Source organism: Massilia niastensis DSM 21313, from assembly GCF_000382345.1.
In the GTDB taxonomy this organism is placed as follows: Bacteria; Pseudomonadota; Gammaproteobacteria; order Burkholderiales; family Burkholderiaceae_D; genus Telluria; species Telluria niastensis.
On sequence record NZ_KB908124.1, the window covers coordinates 1 to 18301 of the forward strand.

General features: G+C 57.2%; 10 protein-coding genes. 2 read left to right on the forward strand and 8 right to left on the reverse strand.

All coding sequences use genetic code 11. The features are described 5' to 3' along the window. Positions 1–194, reverse strand: a 194-nt coding sequence (locus H162_RS31650) for a transposase (protein WP_503826193.1), incomplete at its 3' end; no start/stop codon positions are given. A gap of 88 nt (positions 195–282) precedes the next feature. Here H162_RS31650 and H162_RS34395 point away from each other — a divergent pair. After that, positions 283–1110, forward strand: coding sequence for a hypothetical protein (locus H162_RS34395; protein ID WP_156885756.1), 828 nt, complete (start codon positions 283–285; stop codon positions 1108–1110). A 321-nt stretch (positions 1111–1431) separates the two neighbouring features. Here H162_RS34395 and H162_RS34400 read toward each other — a convergent pair whose 3' ends face one another. Together H162_RS34400 and H162_RS34405 are read right to left on the reverse strand one after the other, a co-directional pair. Beyond that, entirely contained in the window at positions 1432–1671 is a 240-nt protein-coding gene (locus tag H162_RS34400) for a hypothetical protein (RefSeq protein ID WP_156885757.1), read from the reverse strand. Positions 1672–1705: 34 nt separating this feature from the next. Further along, complete coding sequence (locus H162_RS34405) at positions 1706–2035, reverse strand: hypothetical protein (protein ID WP_156885758.1); 330 nt, start codon at positions 2033–2035, stop codon at positions 1706–1708. 1283 nt (positions 2036–3318) lie between these two features. Here H162_RS34405 and H162_RS34410 point away from each other — a divergent pair. Beyond that, positions 3319–3840: a sigma-70 RNA polymerase sigma factor region 4 domain-containing protein gene (locus H162_RS34410; RefSeq protein ID WP_156885759.1), complete on the forward strand. Its 522-nt coding sequence runs from the start codon at positions 3319–3321 to the stop codon at positions 3838–3840. A gap of 729 nt (positions 3841–4569) precedes the next feature. On the opposite strand, the gene H162_RS33490 is transcribed toward H162_RS34410, so the two are convergent. The 5 genes from H162_RS33490 to H162_RS0122795 form a co-directional block, all read right to left on the reverse strand. Beyond that, positions 4570–5367 (reverse strand): trypsin-like peptidase domain-containing protein, encoded by a 798-nt coding sequence (locus H162_RS33490; RefSeq protein WP_084677099.1) that lies wholly within the window; start codon positions 5365–5367, stop codon positions 4570–4572. Between the two features lie 233 nt (positions 5368–5600). Continuing rightward, the gene (locus H162_RS0122780) at positions 5601–8411 is read right to left on the reverse strand and encodes a DEAD/DEAH box helicase (protein ID WP_020655804.1); all 2811 of its coding nucleotides are present in this window, start codon (positions 8409–8411) and stop codon (positions 5601–5603) included. After that, the gene (locus H162_RS31655; protein ID WP_020655805.1) at positions 8404–10338 is read right to left on the reverse strand and encodes a phospholipase D family protein; all 1935 of its coding nucleotides are present in this window, start codon (positions 10336–10338) and stop codon (positions 8404–8406) included. Before H162_RS31655 ends, H162_RS0122780 begins: the two co-directional genes overlap by 8 nt. Continuing rightward, positions 10335–11720 (reverse strand): hypothetical protein, encoded by a 1386-nt coding sequence (locus H162_RS0122790; RefSeq protein ID WP_020655806.1) that lies wholly within the window; start codon positions 11718–11720, stop codon positions 10335–10337. Before H162_RS0122790 ends, H162_RS31655 begins: the two co-directional genes overlap by 4 nt. 317 nt (positions 11721–12037) lie before the next feature. Next, positions 12038–18301 carry a DEAD/DEAH box helicase gene (locus tag H162_RS0122795; protein WP_020655807.1) on the reverse strand — a complete coding sequence of 2088 codons (6264 nt, stop codon included), beginning with the start codon at positions 18299–18301 and terminating at the stop codon, positions 12038–12040.

Consider the following 18301-nt stretch of genomic DNA (forward strand, 5'->3'; position numbering starts at 1 on the left):
ATGTACATTCGCAGCATGCGCTCCAGTCCAACTGGCGGACGGCCCCGCCCATCACCCTTCGGATAGTGCGGCAGCAGCGCGGCGACCAATGTCGCCCACGGCGTCACGGCCTCGATCTCGGCGAGAAAGCGGTCGCGTCGTGTCTGCTTCTTCTTCTGGGCGAACTCGGCGTCGGAAAAGGTCGATTGCTTCATCAGGTACATGCCAACATTGGATGCGCTATTGTGCCAGCTGAGCTCGCTGCCGTGGAGTGGCGCCGATTAAATCAGTGCTTCCTTAACAATGGTGAACAGGTATCTTCCATGGAAAAATGTCCCCGGCAATGCATCGGCAGAAAATTGCGTTGCTATTTTCAAGGATCTGGATGACGTCTTAGTGCGCTTGAATGTAGTTGGAAAAGAACTGAATCCGCTGCAGCGTCACCTGATCAACCGTTTTATTACCGCATGTAAGGTGTTCAGTCGCGAGCTCCTTGCTGTAGATGATGATGCGAATGTTAAGCACGCAGCGTTTAACCTATCGGTCGACGATAAGTTTCCTTTTAGAGTTAGTACACCAGAGGCCGGTCGAGCAATGATCGACGATATTTGCAAGAGCACTTTCAGCGACCTCGGGGCTATTGGTGACTCAGTTCAGAAGGAAATCATTGAAGGGGTAGCTGATGTGATAGAAAGTATCCGGGCAGAACAGGAAGACGGCTTGCCGCACTGTGATGGGTTAGACACGATTGCCTCGTCGGTGCGGTACCTGGCACAGCAAGTAGCAGTACTGTTCGAGGCACAGATTCATACGGTGAGGCGACTTCAGCTCGTCAATCAGGCTGAAAACGACGACGCAAGCGACAAGAAGAAAACTACCTGCCGGGTTACTGCGGAAGAATTTATGAAGAGCGTTAAACCTCCCGTCCGCCGACCTACCTTACGAGATCTTTTGGAACCGTACATTCCGCAGCTCATGCATCTCCGTGATTCCGGCTATACCTATGAACAGTGCGCGAAGTTCTTGTATGAGAACGGCGTTGATATTAAATTTGCGAGTATAAGTCCTATACTTTTTGACGCCCGAGCACGACTAACTGAGCGAGGTGAAGCCAGCCGTTTGGACGCTTGATTCAACTGCGTAGACATCCAGTTCAGGCCGATAATCATGCGATTATCGGCCTTTATCAATTCGATCAGCTATAGAACGTATATTCGGTGTCGTCAGGTTGGAGCTTTAGGAGGAGCGTCGTGTACTTCTCTTGAAGAACCAATGCGCAGAGCGATACTGTAAAAAATATTGCAGCAGTCAAGAGATACTCCATCGAAAAATCGTTGAAGAAGATCGCTATCAGTGTGATTGCCGAGAAGAGGGAAAAGACTCGGCACACGATCGATAAGACGGTCTTTGCTAAGGGATGAAGATACAATAACAAGTAGAAGGTGATGCTTTTCATTGGCCGTCTCCTTTTTTGTCATTTGTCTTCGATCGCTTGAGGCGTGAAAAAACGGCTCTGAAGAGCCGCCGAATAAAGCGGCCTACCGTCATGTACGGTTCAAGGAATAGACGGCTGTCTGCGATGGCAATTTTTTTGATATGATCGAGAAATTCTTTCATTTGGTATTTGCCTTGATGTTGTTGACGTGAATCGATGTTTTCAATGCGGGTGCCGCACTTTCGACGGTTCAGCACCTTGTGTCTGCCGTATTACATGCAAGTACTGCATTTAAACGGGCGTGTTCTCATCGCTTAAGGAAACCGCACGGCGGATCCCTGCTAATATCCCGTGGGAATGGATGACTGTTGCTACCTTCTTCACGTCAGCCCAATACTTTAGGTTCAACAGGGTCATTACATGATGCCGCGAATGGAAGCAATACATAATCATCGCCAGCGAAGCCTTAGGGCGAAGTAATTGGTGAGTCAGACGGTTGATGTGCCACCACAGCACGCGACCGTCACCATTGCCAGCTAGGTAGGCGTTTACAGAACGTCGATCGCCTTTTGCCCAGTTAATCGTAAAAATAGTTCGATTGGTGATCTCTTTAGTATTCATTGGAATAGCTCCTTTAGTCTTCGGCATTGAACGGTATGTGTAACCGTCACAAATCAATCTTAAGTCCCAACCGTCTTGGCGCAAGTTGAGTTCTGGTATAAGGGATTTTCGTCGCGTTAAGAATTAACAGGACTTGCTGTCGCTGGCGGAAGGCATAGCTGTAATTGTCATCAGGAAAAAATGGAGAGTTAAGCTGTCGGGTTTTCATAGCGCAATGCACGCATTTCGGGCAATTACGGTAACTGCGGCGCGCACTCAAGGCTTCGAGCGATACCTCCACATATGCTGAGTATCGAACTAGCAAAACCACACGACCTCTGCTGAGGCCGGCTGTCGCACGTGGGAAACGCTTGATGACCGCAGGCCGCGTTAGACAATTTTGAAAAAATGCCAAAGGGGGGCAATACAGAGGGATTGCGATTGGGACTAATGCCACGCCGTTCCAGGGAAATTACCGGTGCTGAAACATCTTATGAATTGCAGGCTAGGCACAGCGTTGCCTTAATGAGACCGAGCCATAACGCCCGCACCCGGCGTATCTGTCCATAGACTGCAAAAGCCGTTGTTGCAGGTCGGCGCTATCACACTCGACTGAAGCCGAACTGGGAGAATGTCGAGCTGTCTTTGCTGCTAATTGAAGATCGGTTTGGGTTAATTTCCAGCTGAAAGAGCAACGGCATGTCACATGGTGATCGCCAGCAGTAGGTACATCAGAAACGCCTCCGCGAATGCTTCCTGCGGTAGAGCATGCCGTGCGATGAAAGCTGAACTCAAGCGCGACAATAGGGCTTGTTCAGACAACAGTCAGGTTGCTTCGCAAAAATATTTCTTGACAAATAGAAATGTATGGTGGTATCGTAGCTTGTCGCTATGCGGCATTGTTTTAAAATTTCTCTGCGGCTCTTCAGACCGCAAACTAAAAGTCTACTTGCGTCCGGAATGGTTCCGACTCACTACGAGTCGCACTATCCATGATTTGGCGCTATCTCCATACCGCTCTCAGTAACCTTCAAGTCATGTTTGGGGTGCTCGCATCTGTTTTTGCGTGCGTCTTCTCGTCCGTCGCGTAGGCGCTTTTCCGTCCGACGCTTCGCTGCACCTTCCCATAAATCTCTTGCCCCGTTCGGATCATGCCGTGTACTGCTCCACGGCCAATTCCGCTTGTGCATGTGCAAGGTTTACCCGAGTACGATTTCGGGTGGAAGGGATGGCCGCCCTTCTAGTTTCACAGAGCTTATGTCACTTTTTAGTTAAGCCTGTACTACTTTGTCGAGAAGGAAAACATGTCTCTTACCCCAAGCGAATTAGCCAAGCTTGCAGTTACTTTCCCTGAGGAACACGCAGATCAGATCAATGCGAAATCGGCGAAATATGGTGAGCCGAAAGAAGATGTTAGCCAAGGAGTAAGCTGCATCATTCTAGAAAAAGGCGCAGAGTTCGATCCAACTAAGGGCACTTTCTGTCAGTTTATTTTTGGGCATTGGGAAAAACAAAAGCGAAGACAAAAAGGAGCTCACACTTTCGCGGTTTCGTTCGACCGTGACGACGTTGTTGGCGAGGAAGCACGCGCACGGATCGAGAATATGACGGTCTCTACATACGGCGGTGACAATGTGCTGTTCGTTTCGGATACTGTTGAAGCCGAAATTCTAGCTCTTGCATGCCTCCTCAGCGGAATGTCGACTGAGGAAATCGCTCAGCTTCTGAAAGTTACCCCACGTCGCGTGCGTCAAATGCTGCAACAGTTACGCGAGCAGCGAACATTTTCAGAACGGTTCAAGCTTCTCCTTAAGAAGGGTCGCTAATTATAGCTTTACCCGATGAGAAATTATGGCTGCGCAGCGAACGTATGTGGTCATAGCCGTAGGTTCCAAGTGGGCCAAAGTTCAGAGGCATGCGAGCGTGATCTGGTTTTTTCGGGAGGTACTGTGCTTGATGCTTTGTGAGAGCTTAAAAGACCTAGGCTTCAATTAGTAATGGTTTGCCAAAAAATTCACGTAATGTAACTTGCGTCTGCACGAGGCGCCGGCGCAATTCCTGCGTTTGGAACCCTCGCTCTAAAACGTCTTTGACTATGTTAAGAATACGGTCGTCCTAAACCTCAATTTGGGGCGACCGCCGACCTTCGGTGAGGTGCTAAATGAATCAGCAACAGCAATATGCCGGCGAGAATGACTGTGAAACGCATTCAAAGTTTCATCTAGACTTCGTCGCGCTTTCGTCTGAGCGGCGAACACATGTGAACACGGCGTGTGCGGCTTTTCACCTTGGACGAAAACCTCAAACGCTGCGAGTTTGGGCGTCGTACGAAACAGGGCCCCTGCGACCGGTTCGGGTCAACGGTCGACTAGCTTGGCCGGTGGCGGACATCCGTCGAGTTCTTCGAATGTAAGCGTCGGTTCGAACAAGATGCTGCGCACCGCTTCTGCAGGAAATGAAGATGTCCGCCACAACCGTTCTAAGCCATCGTAGCCTGCGGTAACCAATAGCCGGTCGCCGGTGATTGCCGTCGCCATCGAAGCTGCAGTGAACATTTACGGAACGTTACGACTGGCAGCTAAGAGGGGGTGCAGGGAAATTGCAACAGTGCATCCTGACGGAATTGCCAAGCTTGGATCTTTTCCTTGTGCTGCTGACGTTATTGCCCGCTTGGTCATGATCCCAATTGCTTCACCTTCTTTGTTGACAACTGGACCTCCGCTGGCGCCTGGGTTCATTCCATTGTCGACGAATATGACCTCGCACGAAATTGTCTTGCCAGAACCTGAGTCTCGAGCATATATGCCGCGAGAGTTGCCGATTACGCCACGCTTAATTAATGGCCCAGTCATATCAGCCAAGTAGCCCCTCGACATAGCTCTATAAAAATCTTCAGCGCCAGACACATCACTTCGCAGCAGCTTATCGACGCCAAACGGGATTTCGAGTTCTTCTGAGTAACCTGCCAAAAACACTTCTTCGCCGAGGCTAGGCGACAGCACCCTAGATTTTAGAAACGGTACGGGGGCCGGCAGTGCGTGCATTGGAACAAGCGCGGCGAAATCCACCCACACTGGTTTGCTGAACGCAGACACGCGAATTTCAAGGCCACAAATTGCAAGCTTGCACTCGTACTCGGATATCCCAGGAAGTTTCGCGATAATTTTTGTATCTCGATCTGCGTACTTTTTTAGGTCCACAGGCCATTGTCCAAGTGCGACATGTGCCGCAGTGAGAATTTGTCCGTCAGCGTTGATGGTAAAGCCTGTACCTTCGCTTACCACTTCGTCGTCTTCAATAACAGTGATCGCACAACAAGCTTTGGCGATATGGCTATACAGCTCTTGGTACATACTTTCCTTGGTAATAATAAATGACTGCTTCGGACCCCGATAGCGGACGTTGAATTGCTCAGCGTACGGTCTTGTTGCCGTCAAGCCAAGCAAGAGCTTTTGTTAGGCGCTCTTAAGCGACTCCAGAGTCTACTCAGCCTTACTTAATGGATAACGTCAGCGACATGACACTACTGCGGCCCTGCTTAATACCGGTAGCCGTGCAACGGCGGCCCCACAACAAAATGTAATCGTTACAAAGGCCCGGGGTAACCCCTCAAAGGCACATCGTCGGGTTCGAACCGGGCCGGGTACGGATCTCCTAAGGAGGATGCCGTTACGGGTTGTCGCAGAAATTCCTGCCAGCCGGGACGCGTCAAACTTACTGCCTTGTCGAAGCTGCCCTGAACGCATCGGTCGATTTTCTCTTCGACAGCGTGCTTGCGTTCAATGAATGAACCGACCTGGTCCTCGTCGAAGCTGTTCTGCAGGTAAGGGTAGTTGATATCGAGCGTTGACACCTCTGTGCCAGGCCCGTGTTCCTTGACCATCTGGTTCACCTTGCCGAACAGCCGGTCGACACGTCCGACCCGCTGTTCGTTGTCACCTGGCGTCCAGGCGATCCCGTAGTGATGGACCTTGCGGCACTGGAGGTGAAGGTTGATACCTTCCTGAAATACGGAGGTTGCCACTAGCGTGTTGGGATAGAAGGGGGTATTGAAACCCAATATTAGGTGCTGCCGGTGACTGGATTCTCCGCTCGCATACCATGCCGGGCTGGACAGTGTAGTGAGCGTCCGCCATCCTTTTTTCCAGTCGTCGACCTTGTGTTTAACGATCTTGGTGCAGAGTTGTTCAAAGCTGTCCAAGGCAGCGGCGAAATACTTCAGCAGCAATGAGTCCGCAATTCGCTCGCGGGCGTAGGCGACGAATTCCTGGTATCGCTGCTGTACGTTCGCATGCTGTTTCCTGACCGGCAGGGTGCGCTGAAACCGCGTGTGCCAACAGTAAAGCTCCACGACAACGGGACTGGCAAACAGGAGCCCAGCTTGGATATAGTTGCCAAAGTTCTCAGCGATCTTCGGTCCGTTGGTCGCCCAGCGACGGAGCGTCGCTCGCTGCTTATCGTTGAGGTGAGGGTAGACCAATGACCACAGCGTTTCGACTTCGACATCGTCGTCGTACCGGCGCATGGCCGCGTCAAGCGGCCGCATCCTTTCGCGCTCTTCTACTTCCAGTAGACCGTGCGCCGATAGGCGATGGATTCGTGCCGCTTTCGTGTAATCGGCACGCAGCTTCTCCCTTTGGCGAATCTCGTAATACTCAGTGTAGCCACCAGCCATGTAGTCGGATGCCGGCTCCATAAACATCGCGTGGATACTTGTCGATCTGCGAAGGGAGAGACTGAAGCGGGAACAATCCGTGGGCGGTGGTGGTACCTGCTTTTCCTTGGCCTTTTTCGTCACGAACAAATCGGCGATCTTGGAACCGAGATATGCGTCATTTGCACCTGCATCTCCAACGTCGCTGTCTCCCTCGCCATCGCTGGTCTCGTCCCCTTCGGGGCTGTCTGGGATGGCTAGATTGTACTTGACCAGTTCGTTAAATCCATCGCGCGACCAGTGTTGAGTACTGCCCCAGCGTAGTACTCGCGGATCGTTCGCATCCAGGTCCCACGCTTCGCAGATTTGCCGGGCTAGCACCCGGTCGTAATGCTCGTTGATCCGCTTAGTCAGCTCCCGCACGGATGGGATGCGCCGCACGAATACCAAATGCTTGTCCTCATGCAGCGGGCGATTCGTATTAGCCGCGAACAAGCCCTGCGGCGCGCATTGTTCCACGATCCCGCCATATTTTGGATGGTCGGGCGCTCGCCCGAAAATTGCGCGATACTCCCGGCTCATGTCATGCAATAGCTTAGTGTCGGGAGCGACAGAGAAGTCTTCCGCCCGGTCATGATCGGATGGTTCGCCATTGCCGCTCGTTTCCGCTTGCGTGTGTTCGTCTGGGCCTGAGGATTCGAATCCCTCAAGAAAACCGTAGAGCACACGACGGCCTTCGCTCAGTACCCCGAGCTCGTGAATGAGCCTGCGCTGGTATAGCGCGAAGAACGCCTCGGCTTCTGGGCGGTGCGCGAAATCGCAGGGCGTGGCGATTTCTCGCCGGTACTGATGCTTTGTGTACCCGGCATCGACGCCGGCCATGATGCGGAAGCGACGTAAGGCGAATTTGCACATCAATTTGTCGGCCGGTGGTCTGTGCTCCGGTGGCCCCAAATCAGTGAAATAGCCCAGGATGTTGGCGACGTCGCCCAGCTGGGTATGACTTGGTGTTGCCGTGAGTACCAGTGTGCGGAGGCCGATCCGGCTCTCGGGCTTACCGAAAAAAGCTTTCGCGGCGGCCGCGCGTTGCGAACCACCTTCTGTGTTACGGAAATAGTGCGCTTCATCGACGATGACAAGGTCAAAGCCTGTACCATCGAGCGCAGCGAGGATCCGCCGGTGGACATCCTCGGCGGCCCTGTTCGCGGCTCGCTGCTTGTCGCTCTCGTTTGCGTCGCCCACGAGTCCGCTGAGCGAATGTATCGTCGTCACATACAGTTGTGCGGGATGCTCCTGTTCCGAACGATTCTCTATGGCGTTGGTCAGGCTTTGCAGTTGGTAATGTACTTCTACTTGCGGTACCGGCTCTCCGTTTTCGCTGCGTTTGACGCGATCGTCAGTCTGACGATAGTGCCGGCTGACGAAGGTCTCGAACTCGATCAGCCAGTGGCTGCAAATATCGCGGTTTGGCGCCATGACGAGTATTCTTGCATCGGGCTTCATACGCCACAGCAGCGTAGCAACGCCAAGCGCTTGGAAGGTCTTGCCCATCCCGACTTCATCCGCAAGCAAGGCCACGCGGTGCGTCGACAACAGGTTCCACAAGTGCGCGACTCCTTCGGCCTGGCGCGAAGGCATGCTCGGCGCCGCATCGGCATCGTAGGTCCATCCAGCATCTTCCTCGTCGAAATTGATGACCTTCGATACCTGGGCCGGCTTTAGCCCTCCCCAATGCTTACTCATAACTGCACTGTTTCCTGACATGGGTTACATATTTTTCGTGCACGCCGCTGGGCGCTGCGGGCAGGTCGATGCACAGAGTGCGCCATCGCGACTTTGGGATTGGCGTGTAGCCTCCCTCACGCTCATTCGCGCCACGGATCAACGAGCGGCGCCGTGCTTGTGCGTGTTCGCACAGCGAGCGCGCCTCGTTCGCGAGGAACCAATTGAACACCTCTCGTCCAGGCTTCCTGACTTCGTCCCGCGTTTTGTCGAGCAGTTCCAGCAGACATCCGGGCCAGGAAAAGACATGGTTGTCCAGCTCTTCCAATTTTTCCAGCTTCGACAGCTTCTCGTGGTACACGTGCATGGCATGGAACAGTCGAAAATAGCTGATGCCGCCAAGGCCGGGCGTGACGCTACCTGACACGGCATCCACCTCGGCTGCCACGGTGGCGGGCACGGCCAAAGGGTCGTTGTCGAGCGGGGCACGAAATGGCAAATCGTGGAGCGAGCGTGGATCGTCGTTCTGCACGAATGCATCGATCAAAGCCTGCAGCGTTTCGAAGGCCTGCGCACGGCGTGATCGTACATTCATTTCCTGCACCAGCGCCGAATAGACTTCCTGGTCACCGCGATACACGATATAGACGCGGTCACGCAGCAGGGCGAGGTCGTCGATCACTAGCACACCGGGCTGCTTGGGATCGCATTGCGCGTTCCATTCGAGACGCACCCGCTCGTCCACGCCAGGCAGCCGCACCGAGTAGCCGTCCTGTGTGCCATCCCCTAGCCATCTGCCGTCGAAACTGTACCCGTGTTCACGCCAGTCGAAGCGCACGTGCAGGTCGAAAGGTGGTAGTGGATCGACCGTGAGACCCTCCTCGTCGAGCATCGTCGGCGAGGCGCAATCGCCGGCGTCGAGGACCAGCTGCTTGCCGCAGGCATCCTGCCAGTTGTGCCTATCCTCGATGATGAATCCGGCCTCGACATTGTTGTCGAGGCTCCAGTTGCCATCTTCGTCGCGAAGGCTGTTGGAGCCGGGACCCGTAAAATTCCAGGATCCGATGGCGAGTTTGCCTGGCAGCTTCCATATTTTGGCGTGACACAGATCAGTTTTCTGATGACGCGGAGCAGGGTTGTCGTAGGCCGTCAGGCGCCCATCCTCCAGCATCCGGGCTAGGTCTTCACTCCATTCAGTGCGCAGATACTTACCATTGACGCGGTCCGGCACCAGATGGATGTCGAGATTTTTGGCACTTGCAGCGGTATGCAGGTTGTCGATGAAGCCAGCAAGGTCGCGCGGCAAGTAAGGGGACCATACCGCCAAATCGGTATCGATCGCATCGCCGAGCAGCTGTTTTGGGAAGGTGTCATTCTGGTAGCTGTGTACGAAGCGCCAGTTTTCGGTCTTCCCCTTGAAGCCTGGGCGCTCCTGCAGCGTGCACGAAATACCGGCTGCATCACACAGTCGCGCGAAGAAATCTCGGATTTTGCGATAGTTCTTGTAGGTGGTGACGTCGTTAAACGTGAATACCTCGAGGTTGCGTCCCCACCCGGACACGGTGAGGTTCGCGCTGCCTGCGCCGATGACCCGCTTGCCGTTGACGTCTTCCAGGTAGACGACCTTCGGATGAAACAAGCTAGTGTCGGAAAAGTAGTCTGCCGTGCGCATCGGCCGTACCCCATGCACGGGGATACAGGTCCGCTTTACACGGTTTGTTTCGATGAAGCGTGGGTCGCAAAACACACGGAAGTCGATGGCATTGGTCGTCAGTTCCTGTTGCAGCTGTTCGTACTCGAGCCGATTGCGCGGCGGGTTTGCCCCTATCGTTGCAGGCAATATATAGGTTTCGACAAACTCAATGTCCGCGTTGAAGCTGGTGAACCAGGCGTGGCGCAGTTTGCCCATCCCGCTCACCTGTTTCTGCAGTTCGGCGAGAAGCTTCATGTCGCGTCTCCTTTCAGGCCGTTCACGAAGCTTCTAAATTGTGGCAGATAGTACCCGTTATACCAGGCGCCCGGCGGCCAGGCCTCCGGGTCGGGGCGCCGCAAGGTACGTGCCTTGACCTTGATCGTACCGTTGTCCTGGACCGACAGCCACGACACTTGGCCGCGCATCTGCATGACCCCTGCGTGGTAATCCGACAGCAGACGAATCTGCTGGTCGAGGCCCTTTGCGTTAGCCACGCACTGCAGCTGCGTCAGGCGCTGCGCAGCCGCGCTGCCTTTTACGGCCGGCAGGCCTGCATGGGTCTTTACACCTTCCGCGAGCTGGCCCAGGCGTGCGTCGTCACGTCCGAATCGATGCCAATGGTCAACAACGTCGGCAACGTTGTGCGTCCGTTCGGCAGCCATCAAGGTGAACAGGAGGGCACAGTCGGAAAGGAAAGGCTCGAGCTGCGATATTTCCCGCAGTTTGGCACGATCTGTGGGCGGCAGTGTCTCTTGCAGCGCCTGCTCCAGCATTTGCTGGGGATCTAGCTGATTGGCTAGCTCTGTTTCGAGCACACTCAGCAAGGCGCCAGCTGCCCCGCTGTTCAGCTCAGTTTGTGTCAGCCAGAAGCTGCGTGCGTAGCCGCCCACCACGGCCGGCGAGGCAAATGCGCCAGCATAGGCTTTCGATAGTGCGCCCGGCATTCCCTCCGAGAAACTCAGCTTGCCGCGGTGGCCCAGGGTGGCCACGCATTCCTTGAGGAAAGGATAGGCCTTGAGCGCGAGCTTGCTGAGCAGCTTGTTCTGGCGGTCAGTGATGAATTGCTCGGCGGCTATCCAGCGCGACTGAAAAGTGGGCTTGTTATAGTTGTAGGCGCTGTCGAAGAACCCGATGTCCATTAGCGGCGACTTGTAGCGGCCGCTCACGCCCAGGCCTAGTTGACGTACCAGAATCTGGCCGTCGGATTCATGTGTGAACTTGAGCGTCGGATCGCCATTGTCCTTTTCCCAGCTGCGGCGCGCCTTCGAGATGCCGAGGATACCGCCAGACGTCAATTCGTTCGCTTTTTCATGGCGGAGTATCGAGTATACGAACAGGTTTTCCAGAAAAATGAGACAGGCCTGCTTGAAATGCAGCGAGTCCTTGCCGTGGTATTTATTCTGCAATGATCTGCTCAGTACGGCCGAATCATCGTTCACCAGTTTCCTGATGAGGAAGTGGTGAAACAGATTCAAGGTGTAGTTTCGCACATCGTTCGAAATCGAATTGATCCGATTGCTGAATACCTGTCGACCAAAGGCGGACCAAATGATCAACGTGCCGATCGGATCGATATATGAATCGCCCGACAGGTCCTCGTCGAACTCTGTGAGATATCGGTCTAAAAATATACTCATAACGCTTGCTTATTCGGCCACTGCTGCATAAGCCTTATCTATCGATGGGCCTTCATGATCAGCCTGGTCATTTCCTTTCTCTAGTAATTGTCGACCTTGTTTGCCGGGATTTGCTTTATCCGTCTTCTACACCAGCTCGCGCGCTTCCGCATCGGTAACGGCTTTTGCTGCGCGTCTTTTCCTGCAGCTGGTGCATTCCTTCGCTTCGATACTGAAAGCGTTTGCGATGTCGGCACTACAGTCATCTAGTGATAAGGCAGCACCGCTGCCTTGTCGGTTTCTAGTCCGCGCCTTTTTGCAGCTGCTGGTATCCAACGCTAGGCAAGCACCGTAATGTAAGTCGGCCAATTTACCGAGTTACTGACTAGGGCACTTCGCATGCGCTCACGCATTGCCTCGATCTGTACCTCCGTTGTAGCGTTGAAATCGAAGTTCAGTTCGTCCCGGTATTGGGTTCGCGCGGTCCAGTAGCCCATCCCCTGGTCCAGAATGATTCGGCTTTGCCTGCCGGATGCCCAATGAATAGTGAGAACCCGTCCGTGCTGTACTTCGTGGTTCATCTGCCTGAGGTCGATCGCCAGCGATACATCTAGACGTTCGGACAACCACGAGCGAATCATGTTGGTGAGCGCTTGCCCTGTGGCCCAGTCGTGCTTGAGCTGCCATCGGGCTTTCGTGTTCGTGGGGTCGGGAGCGACCGTCTGGAGCTCCACCGTCCTAAGTTCTTCGTTGTCGAATACCGACAGCACACTGCTGAGCAGCATCAGTGACCACGGCGATTTAACGTAGCGGTCGGAGTAGCTGAGCGCAACGGCCTTATCCTGCCGCAGCAGCTCGGCCAACGGCGGTGCCTTCGCAGCAAATACATTACGCAGGCGCGCACTAAGTTCATCGACAGGTCCGTTCAGTTCGGAGGTCACTTCTAGGAGGACGGCGCCGCTCGGCATCTCGTTCCAGCCGTTCGTGGCTACCGGAGCGGCCTGAATCCACTCGATCCGTTCCGAAGTTGCCCACACCGTGGACTCATCTGTGGCCAGCCAACGCTCGCCGGGAACAAGAGGGCGCTCATCGTTGGCGAGCAACGTATGTATCTGGTCGGCGGCCATGATTTGCAAGGCGACCGGCAGGCCAGCCTGACTCCAGCTGTGGTCGAGCTGCACCACATGGATACCCATCGCGGCGTAGATCGCAAGGGCGCGGCAGGCAGGTTCAGTCAGCTCAGCCGGGGCATCAATGCCAAGGCTGACGTCAAGCTTGTCCACGACAGCCCAGGTCAGAATACGGTTGCGGAATTCGGGTAAGCTCAGGTCCCATTCGTCCGGGTTGCCGCGCAGCGCGATCCGGATCGCGCTGCCGCCGTAGTTGATCGCCTGGCGAATGAAGCGCTGCGGCTCGATCGAGCAGTAGCGCGCGCCCGGAATGGTGGCGAAGGCTAGCGGCAGCTCAAGGTGGCGGAGCAACTCGTTTTCCAGCAGCCAGGTCTTGGCGCCGTTGCGGTCGAGCTCGTCTGTTTCGGCGCGGCTATCCTGGCCGGAGAGGCAGGAAGAACACACGTTGTCGCAAGTGCAGGTCAGCTTCTTGTCCAGGTCTTTCAGCAACTGCACGATATCGTCGAGGGTTGCCAGCACAAAGCCGGCACCACCGCTGACTTGGTCGAACAGTTGGATCACTGAACGTCCCTTTCGCGTCACCAGATCCTTGTCGAGCCGAATGCTGTAGCCGATCTCGCTGGTGGCAATGCCCAGCTTGCTGGCCATGGTGTCGCGCAAAGCCAGCGCCATCGTGCGCGCGATGACTTGGTGGTGCGGCGAATCACTCAGCCACTGCTGGGTGACCGGGCTGCGCAGGAACAGTTCCAGCACGTCCGTGCGCGTCTGGAACCCAAGGTGAACATGCGCCTGCACACCGGTGCCGGGGCAGATTTTGTCTCGTTTGCTGCCGGTGATTCCGCCTACCGGACGGTGTGGCCGGTCGGCACGCAAGTCGGGTGGGACCCGACCGTCGGCGGTCATCGATTCAGCTCGCCCACAGCTCAGGCAAACCGCGTAGCCTGTCTCATGCTCGCCTGAGGAGTGATGGAAGACCGTTCCTTCATGTCCGAAGCGCAGGTAGCCGCAGCGCGCGTCGGGTAAGGCCAGGACTTCGCCGTCGAGGCTGATGCGTGGACGCGCCACCCGGATAAATTTCTGGTTGTCGATGTCGTTCGTGCTCGGCTCGTAGAAGTCGGTCACGAACCCAAGCGGGCGCAGGACCAATTTCTGTTCGCAGGGCGGTATCGCCGCGCCGCAATTATTGCAGTGAATCGAGGACCCGTTGACGTACGCGTTTTCGACCACGCCGGTGGCGCCGCAATCCGGGCAGCGCCACGCCTTGTCGAACTTTTGCGCCTCGCGCCGTTCGCCATCGGGCCGCCATGGCAACGCGATACCGGCCGAGCGATGCACGCGACCGTCGATGACGAGCTGGGAGCCGGGCGCGTATTCGCGGATCGCCACATCTAGCCCGCGGGTCGGATGCCCTTTCAGCGTGAAGATGTTGTCTTCGCGGTCCTTGGTTTCGCGCCGGCGCTGCTTGTCCATGAAATCCGCGATGTTGTAGGTGTTCAGGTTCACGATGCTGGTCGGGAAGCCGTACCCGGGCAGGAAGGCGCGCGCTGCCAGTTCATGTAGCAGGAAGGCCTCCTCGTGGCGCTCCAGCTCGTACTTCAATGCGCGCTTGTACGGCTCGTCGGTAGCGCCCTCGATCCGGTCGGTCAGCTTGGCATGCTCCGTGATCCAGTAGTCGGCGATCTGGCGCAGCGATGCTACCGCGTCGCCGGCGACCGATTCGAGCGATCGGCCGGCCAGCCCGGTCCCGCGAACGATCGTGCGCAGGCCCGGTTCGATGGAAGCAGGCAGGGCACCCAGCCATGCTGTGAATTGCTGGGCCGGCGCGCTGTCGCCGCCATCGAAGAACCACTTCACCTGCAGCTTGGTGCGGTCGCCATCCGTCCCCCGGTCCTGCTCCTGCAGGAACGCTGACAGCAGGAAGGAATTGACGTGGCGCTGCACAATCCGTTCCGAGCTGAGGGTTACCGACGGCGCCGGAATCGCCGTGATGAACGGCCACTTCGGCGTCTTGAATGCGCGCTGGTTGTGCGGGTCCGCCTTGCAGAGCGTGTAGGCGATCGCACGGGCTTCGCTGCGCCGTCCCGCGCGTCCGGCGCGCTGCAGGTAATTGGCCGGATGGGGCGGGACATTGTTCATGACCACGGCCGAAATGCCGCCGATGTCGACACCCATCTCCATCGTCGTCGAGCAGTTCAGTACGTTGATCTTGCCGGCCTTGAACAGGTCCTCGTACATCTGCAGCTTTTCGGCCGACTGCTGCGCCGAATGTTCCGCGGTGCGATAGTAGAAGCCACCCTCGACAGTGCGGTCGGACACGTCGCTCCACAGGTTCTCGCCACGCAGACGCGCGATATCGCCGTTCGCCGCCACCAGCGCACGGATCTGCGACAGCTTGGCGGCGTCGCTGCCATCGGTCCGCAGGGACGACAGTTTCGGCAGGTCGATCCTGCGGCAGCGGAACGATCCCGGCACCCTCTTGCCGGGCAGGTAAGGCGTGAGGCCGCGAAACGTCGTGTCGAACAGGCGGTTGGTCAGTGGGCAGATCCAGGCCTGCGCCGGCAACGAAAACTCCAGCCGCGCCAGGTTCAGTGCGTAAGTGCCGTTGGTTTCTTGCAAGATTTGGGCTGCAATCAGGTCTTTCCATGCGTATTCCAGCCACAGGTTGATGAGGTTGCGTTGCTCGGTGCTGTCGCTTGCATCGAAGCCTGTCGCGCGCTCGATCAGCTTGACGAGGCGCCCGCCGCCCGCACCCCGCCATTGCGGCCAGCGTTTGTGCCGGCTGCTGTCGGCCATGTCCACCGTCGGCGGGGCCAGCGTCTTGGCGCTGAACCGGCTTCCCATCCAAAACTGCATCGTCGGATCCAGTTGGATGAAAGTATTCTCGCGTACGAAAAAGTCGAGTGCAACCTTCATGAAGTCATTCCAGTCGCGCGCCGTCAGGCTCTCCCCAAACTCGCCGGCCTCGCCAGTCCACGCTGCGCGCGTCTCGAGCCAGTGCGGCGGCGCGTTAGTTTTCTGTTCCAGTCCTTGGTAACCGACCTTCACCAAGCCGAGCGTTTCGGTGCTGTTCTGGTTTTTCGGCCGGCGTGCGTACTCCCGTGCCAGAAGCAGCCGCGCGATCGTGTACTCGCCGCCGCCGGCTGTGAACAGGGCAGGGTTGGCGTAACGGTTGTAGTTGAGGATGGATTCCTTGATTTCCGACTGGGCCGAGAGCCGTTCGACGAGAGTTTGCCACGGCATCGCCGTAACCGCGGCCACGACGGCTGCTCCGCTGCGCATCTCCTCTGCCTGTTTCCGCAGCCCGGCCGCCGTTGACGCCATGCCCATTGCCTCGAGGTTGCGGGCCGACGCAATCAGTTCCTCGTAGGACGCGGTCGGCACATCCTTGGGACTCGCGTCATGCGCGGCCTGCTCGTTGCGCAGGATTTCGAAGACCAGTCCGCGCAACTTCGAGCGCTCCGCCTCCTGCTGCATGCGCACCGCCATCCGCGCCGTGCCCTGGCGGCTGTCGGTGAAGGTGATCAGCCTGCGGCCACGAGCCGGCAGTTCCTCGGCCGAGCGCCCTTTCAGGTCGTCCTTGTCGGGCTCCGGGCAGTACTCCAGCACGGTGGGCACGACGTTCGCGACATAGAATGGCGCGCCGAGATATGACTTGCGCATGTACACAGGCTGCTGCTGGCTGCTGCAGCAGGCACACTGACTGTCCTGCTCGTCAGCAATGAGTACCGTCGCGTGGCGCGCCGCCGTCAGGCCGCCGAGATCGGCACTGTCGAGGTCCAGCCCGACACTGACATAGGCATCGCATTGGGTATCGCCCATCGGCCGCACCAGCTTGCGCACGGCGCCGCGCCGCGAGCCGTGCGCCGCTTCGTCACCCGAGGCGGCGTCGTCGCCACCCGCTTCGTAATTGAGGGCAAATTCGTCGCCTGCGAACGGGCTGCATTGAATGAGTTTGCCGCCGGCGTCTTCGGCGAGCAGGTGGGGGGTACGGCACTCGTCGCAGAACGCGAGCTCGTAGACCGGGGCGCCGCAAGTGCAGCGCGCGCGCCGTCCGACATAGATGTTGCCGAAGTCCCAGCCTGCGAGCGATTCCGGTTTTGCGGTGCAGGCCGGGTCTACGCACGACCAGAGTCCGTGCAGCATGCGCTGGAACAGGTGGATGCGCAGCTTCAGGAATGGCGGCTCGTCCGCAGCGCGCGCCGTCCCCGTCATCAGGTCGAGCCAGGCGAGCACCTCGCGCTGACGGGCGGCGCGGCCGCCGGGCGGCAGCGCCTCTTCTACCTTGGACACAAGCTCGTTCAAGTCCACAGGCTTGTTACTGCTGACGATGTGGTGGCGCAACTGCCGGGCAATCGCGTTGTTGCGGAGGGCATCGAAGCGTGTGGCCGATACCGTTTCGCCGGCATCAATGGAGCGCGGGTCGATGGCCTGCTCTAGGCGCGGTGCGGCGGCCGGGGCTAGATCAGGCACCATACGGTTGCCGGTGATGACCACCACGTTTTCCGGCCGGATGCCCGCCAGGCTGGCAAGGTAGGCTTGCAGCCGCTCGCTCGCGTTGTCGTCCGCGATGGTTGCCGACGTGGCGACGAAGCGGATGTCTTCCGGCCGCTTGCCGAAGGCGTGCACGACGCGGCGCAGCAACAACGACAGCTCAGCCGCTTGCGAACCGACGTAGGTATGGGCCTCGTCCAGGACGATCCAGCGCAGTGACTGAGCCTTGCGGGAGATATCTAGGATCGGATTGTCGACTTGGCGCACCAGCATGTACTCGAGCATGGTAGCGTTGGTCAGCAGGATTGGTGGCGGTTCACGGCGCAGGACTTCGCGCGACAGCACCTGGTTTGCGCCATATTTCTTGGGTTCATCGCGCCGCAGGTGACGCACCTCGCTTTCTTTTTCCTTCGTCTTGCCGTTATAGAGGCAAAAGCGCAGCTTTTCGCCAAACTCTTCCGTCCAAGCGTTCAGGCGCTCCTGTTGGGAATTGATCAGGGCGTTGAGCGGGTAGAGGAACAGCGCGCGCACGCCGACGAGGGGCTGGTCAAGCTCGGTCTGCTCGCGGGCCAGGTCTTCCAGGATCGGGACCATGAAGCACTCGGTTTTGCCGGAGCCGGTGCCGGTAGTGATAACCGCCGAGGTTGGTTTTTTGTCCAATAAATGGCGCCAGGCCTTCAACTGGTGGGTGTACGGGTGGGCGCTCCGCTTGAAGCTGTAGGCTGGCGCTTGCGCCAGGTTGGCCACCATCGTCTCGGATAACAGTGGCGGCAGATCGCCGAAGGTCTCGGCAGCCTGCTCCCAGCCGAAGGTATGTTCGAACACCGGCGGCGCGAGGAAGCACCCGTCGGCGCCCAGTTCGTCGTTCATCTGCGCCTGCAGGTGGGCGCGCACGGCGGCGTCACGGATTCCGAGCACGCTCAGGCTGGCTTCGCGGTTGCGGTCGAGGCTCTGCTTAATCAGGTCACTAAAGTAGTTCAT

Bases quoted from the DNA above. Each gene is read 5' to 3' on its own strand.
- H162_RS0122780 (WP_020655804.1), bottom strand. From the start codon at position 8,411: ATGAGTAAGCATTGGGGAGGGCTAAAGCCGGCCCAGGTATCGAAGGTC.
- H162_RS34395 (WP_156885756.1), top strand. From the start codon at position 283: ATGGTGAACAGGTATCTTCCATGGAAAAATGTCCCCGGCAATGCATCG.
- H162_RS33490 (WP_084677099.1), bottom strand. From the start codon at position 5,367: ATGTACCAAGAGCTGTATAGCCATATCGCCAAAGCTTGTTGTGCGATC.
- H162_RS31655 (WP_020655805.1), bottom strand. From the start codon at position 10,338: ATGAAGCTTCTCGCCGAACTGCAGAAACAGGTGAGCGGGATGGGCAAA.
- H162_RS34410 (WP_156885759.1), top strand. From the start codon at position 3,319: ATGTCTCTTACCCCAAGCGAATTAGCCAAGCTTGCAGTTACTTTCCCT.
- H162_RS0122795 (WP_020655807.1), bottom strand. From the start codon at position 18,301: ATGAACTACTTTAGTGACCTGATTAAGCAGAGCCTCGACCGCAACCGC.
- H162_RS34405 (WP_156885758.1), bottom strand. From the start codon at position 2,035: ATGAATACTAAAGAGATCACCAATCGAACTATTTTTACGATTAACTGG.
- H162_RS0122790 (WP_020655806.1), bottom strand. From the start codon at position 11,720: ATGAGTATATTTTTAGACCGATATCTCACAGAGTTCGACGAGGACCTG.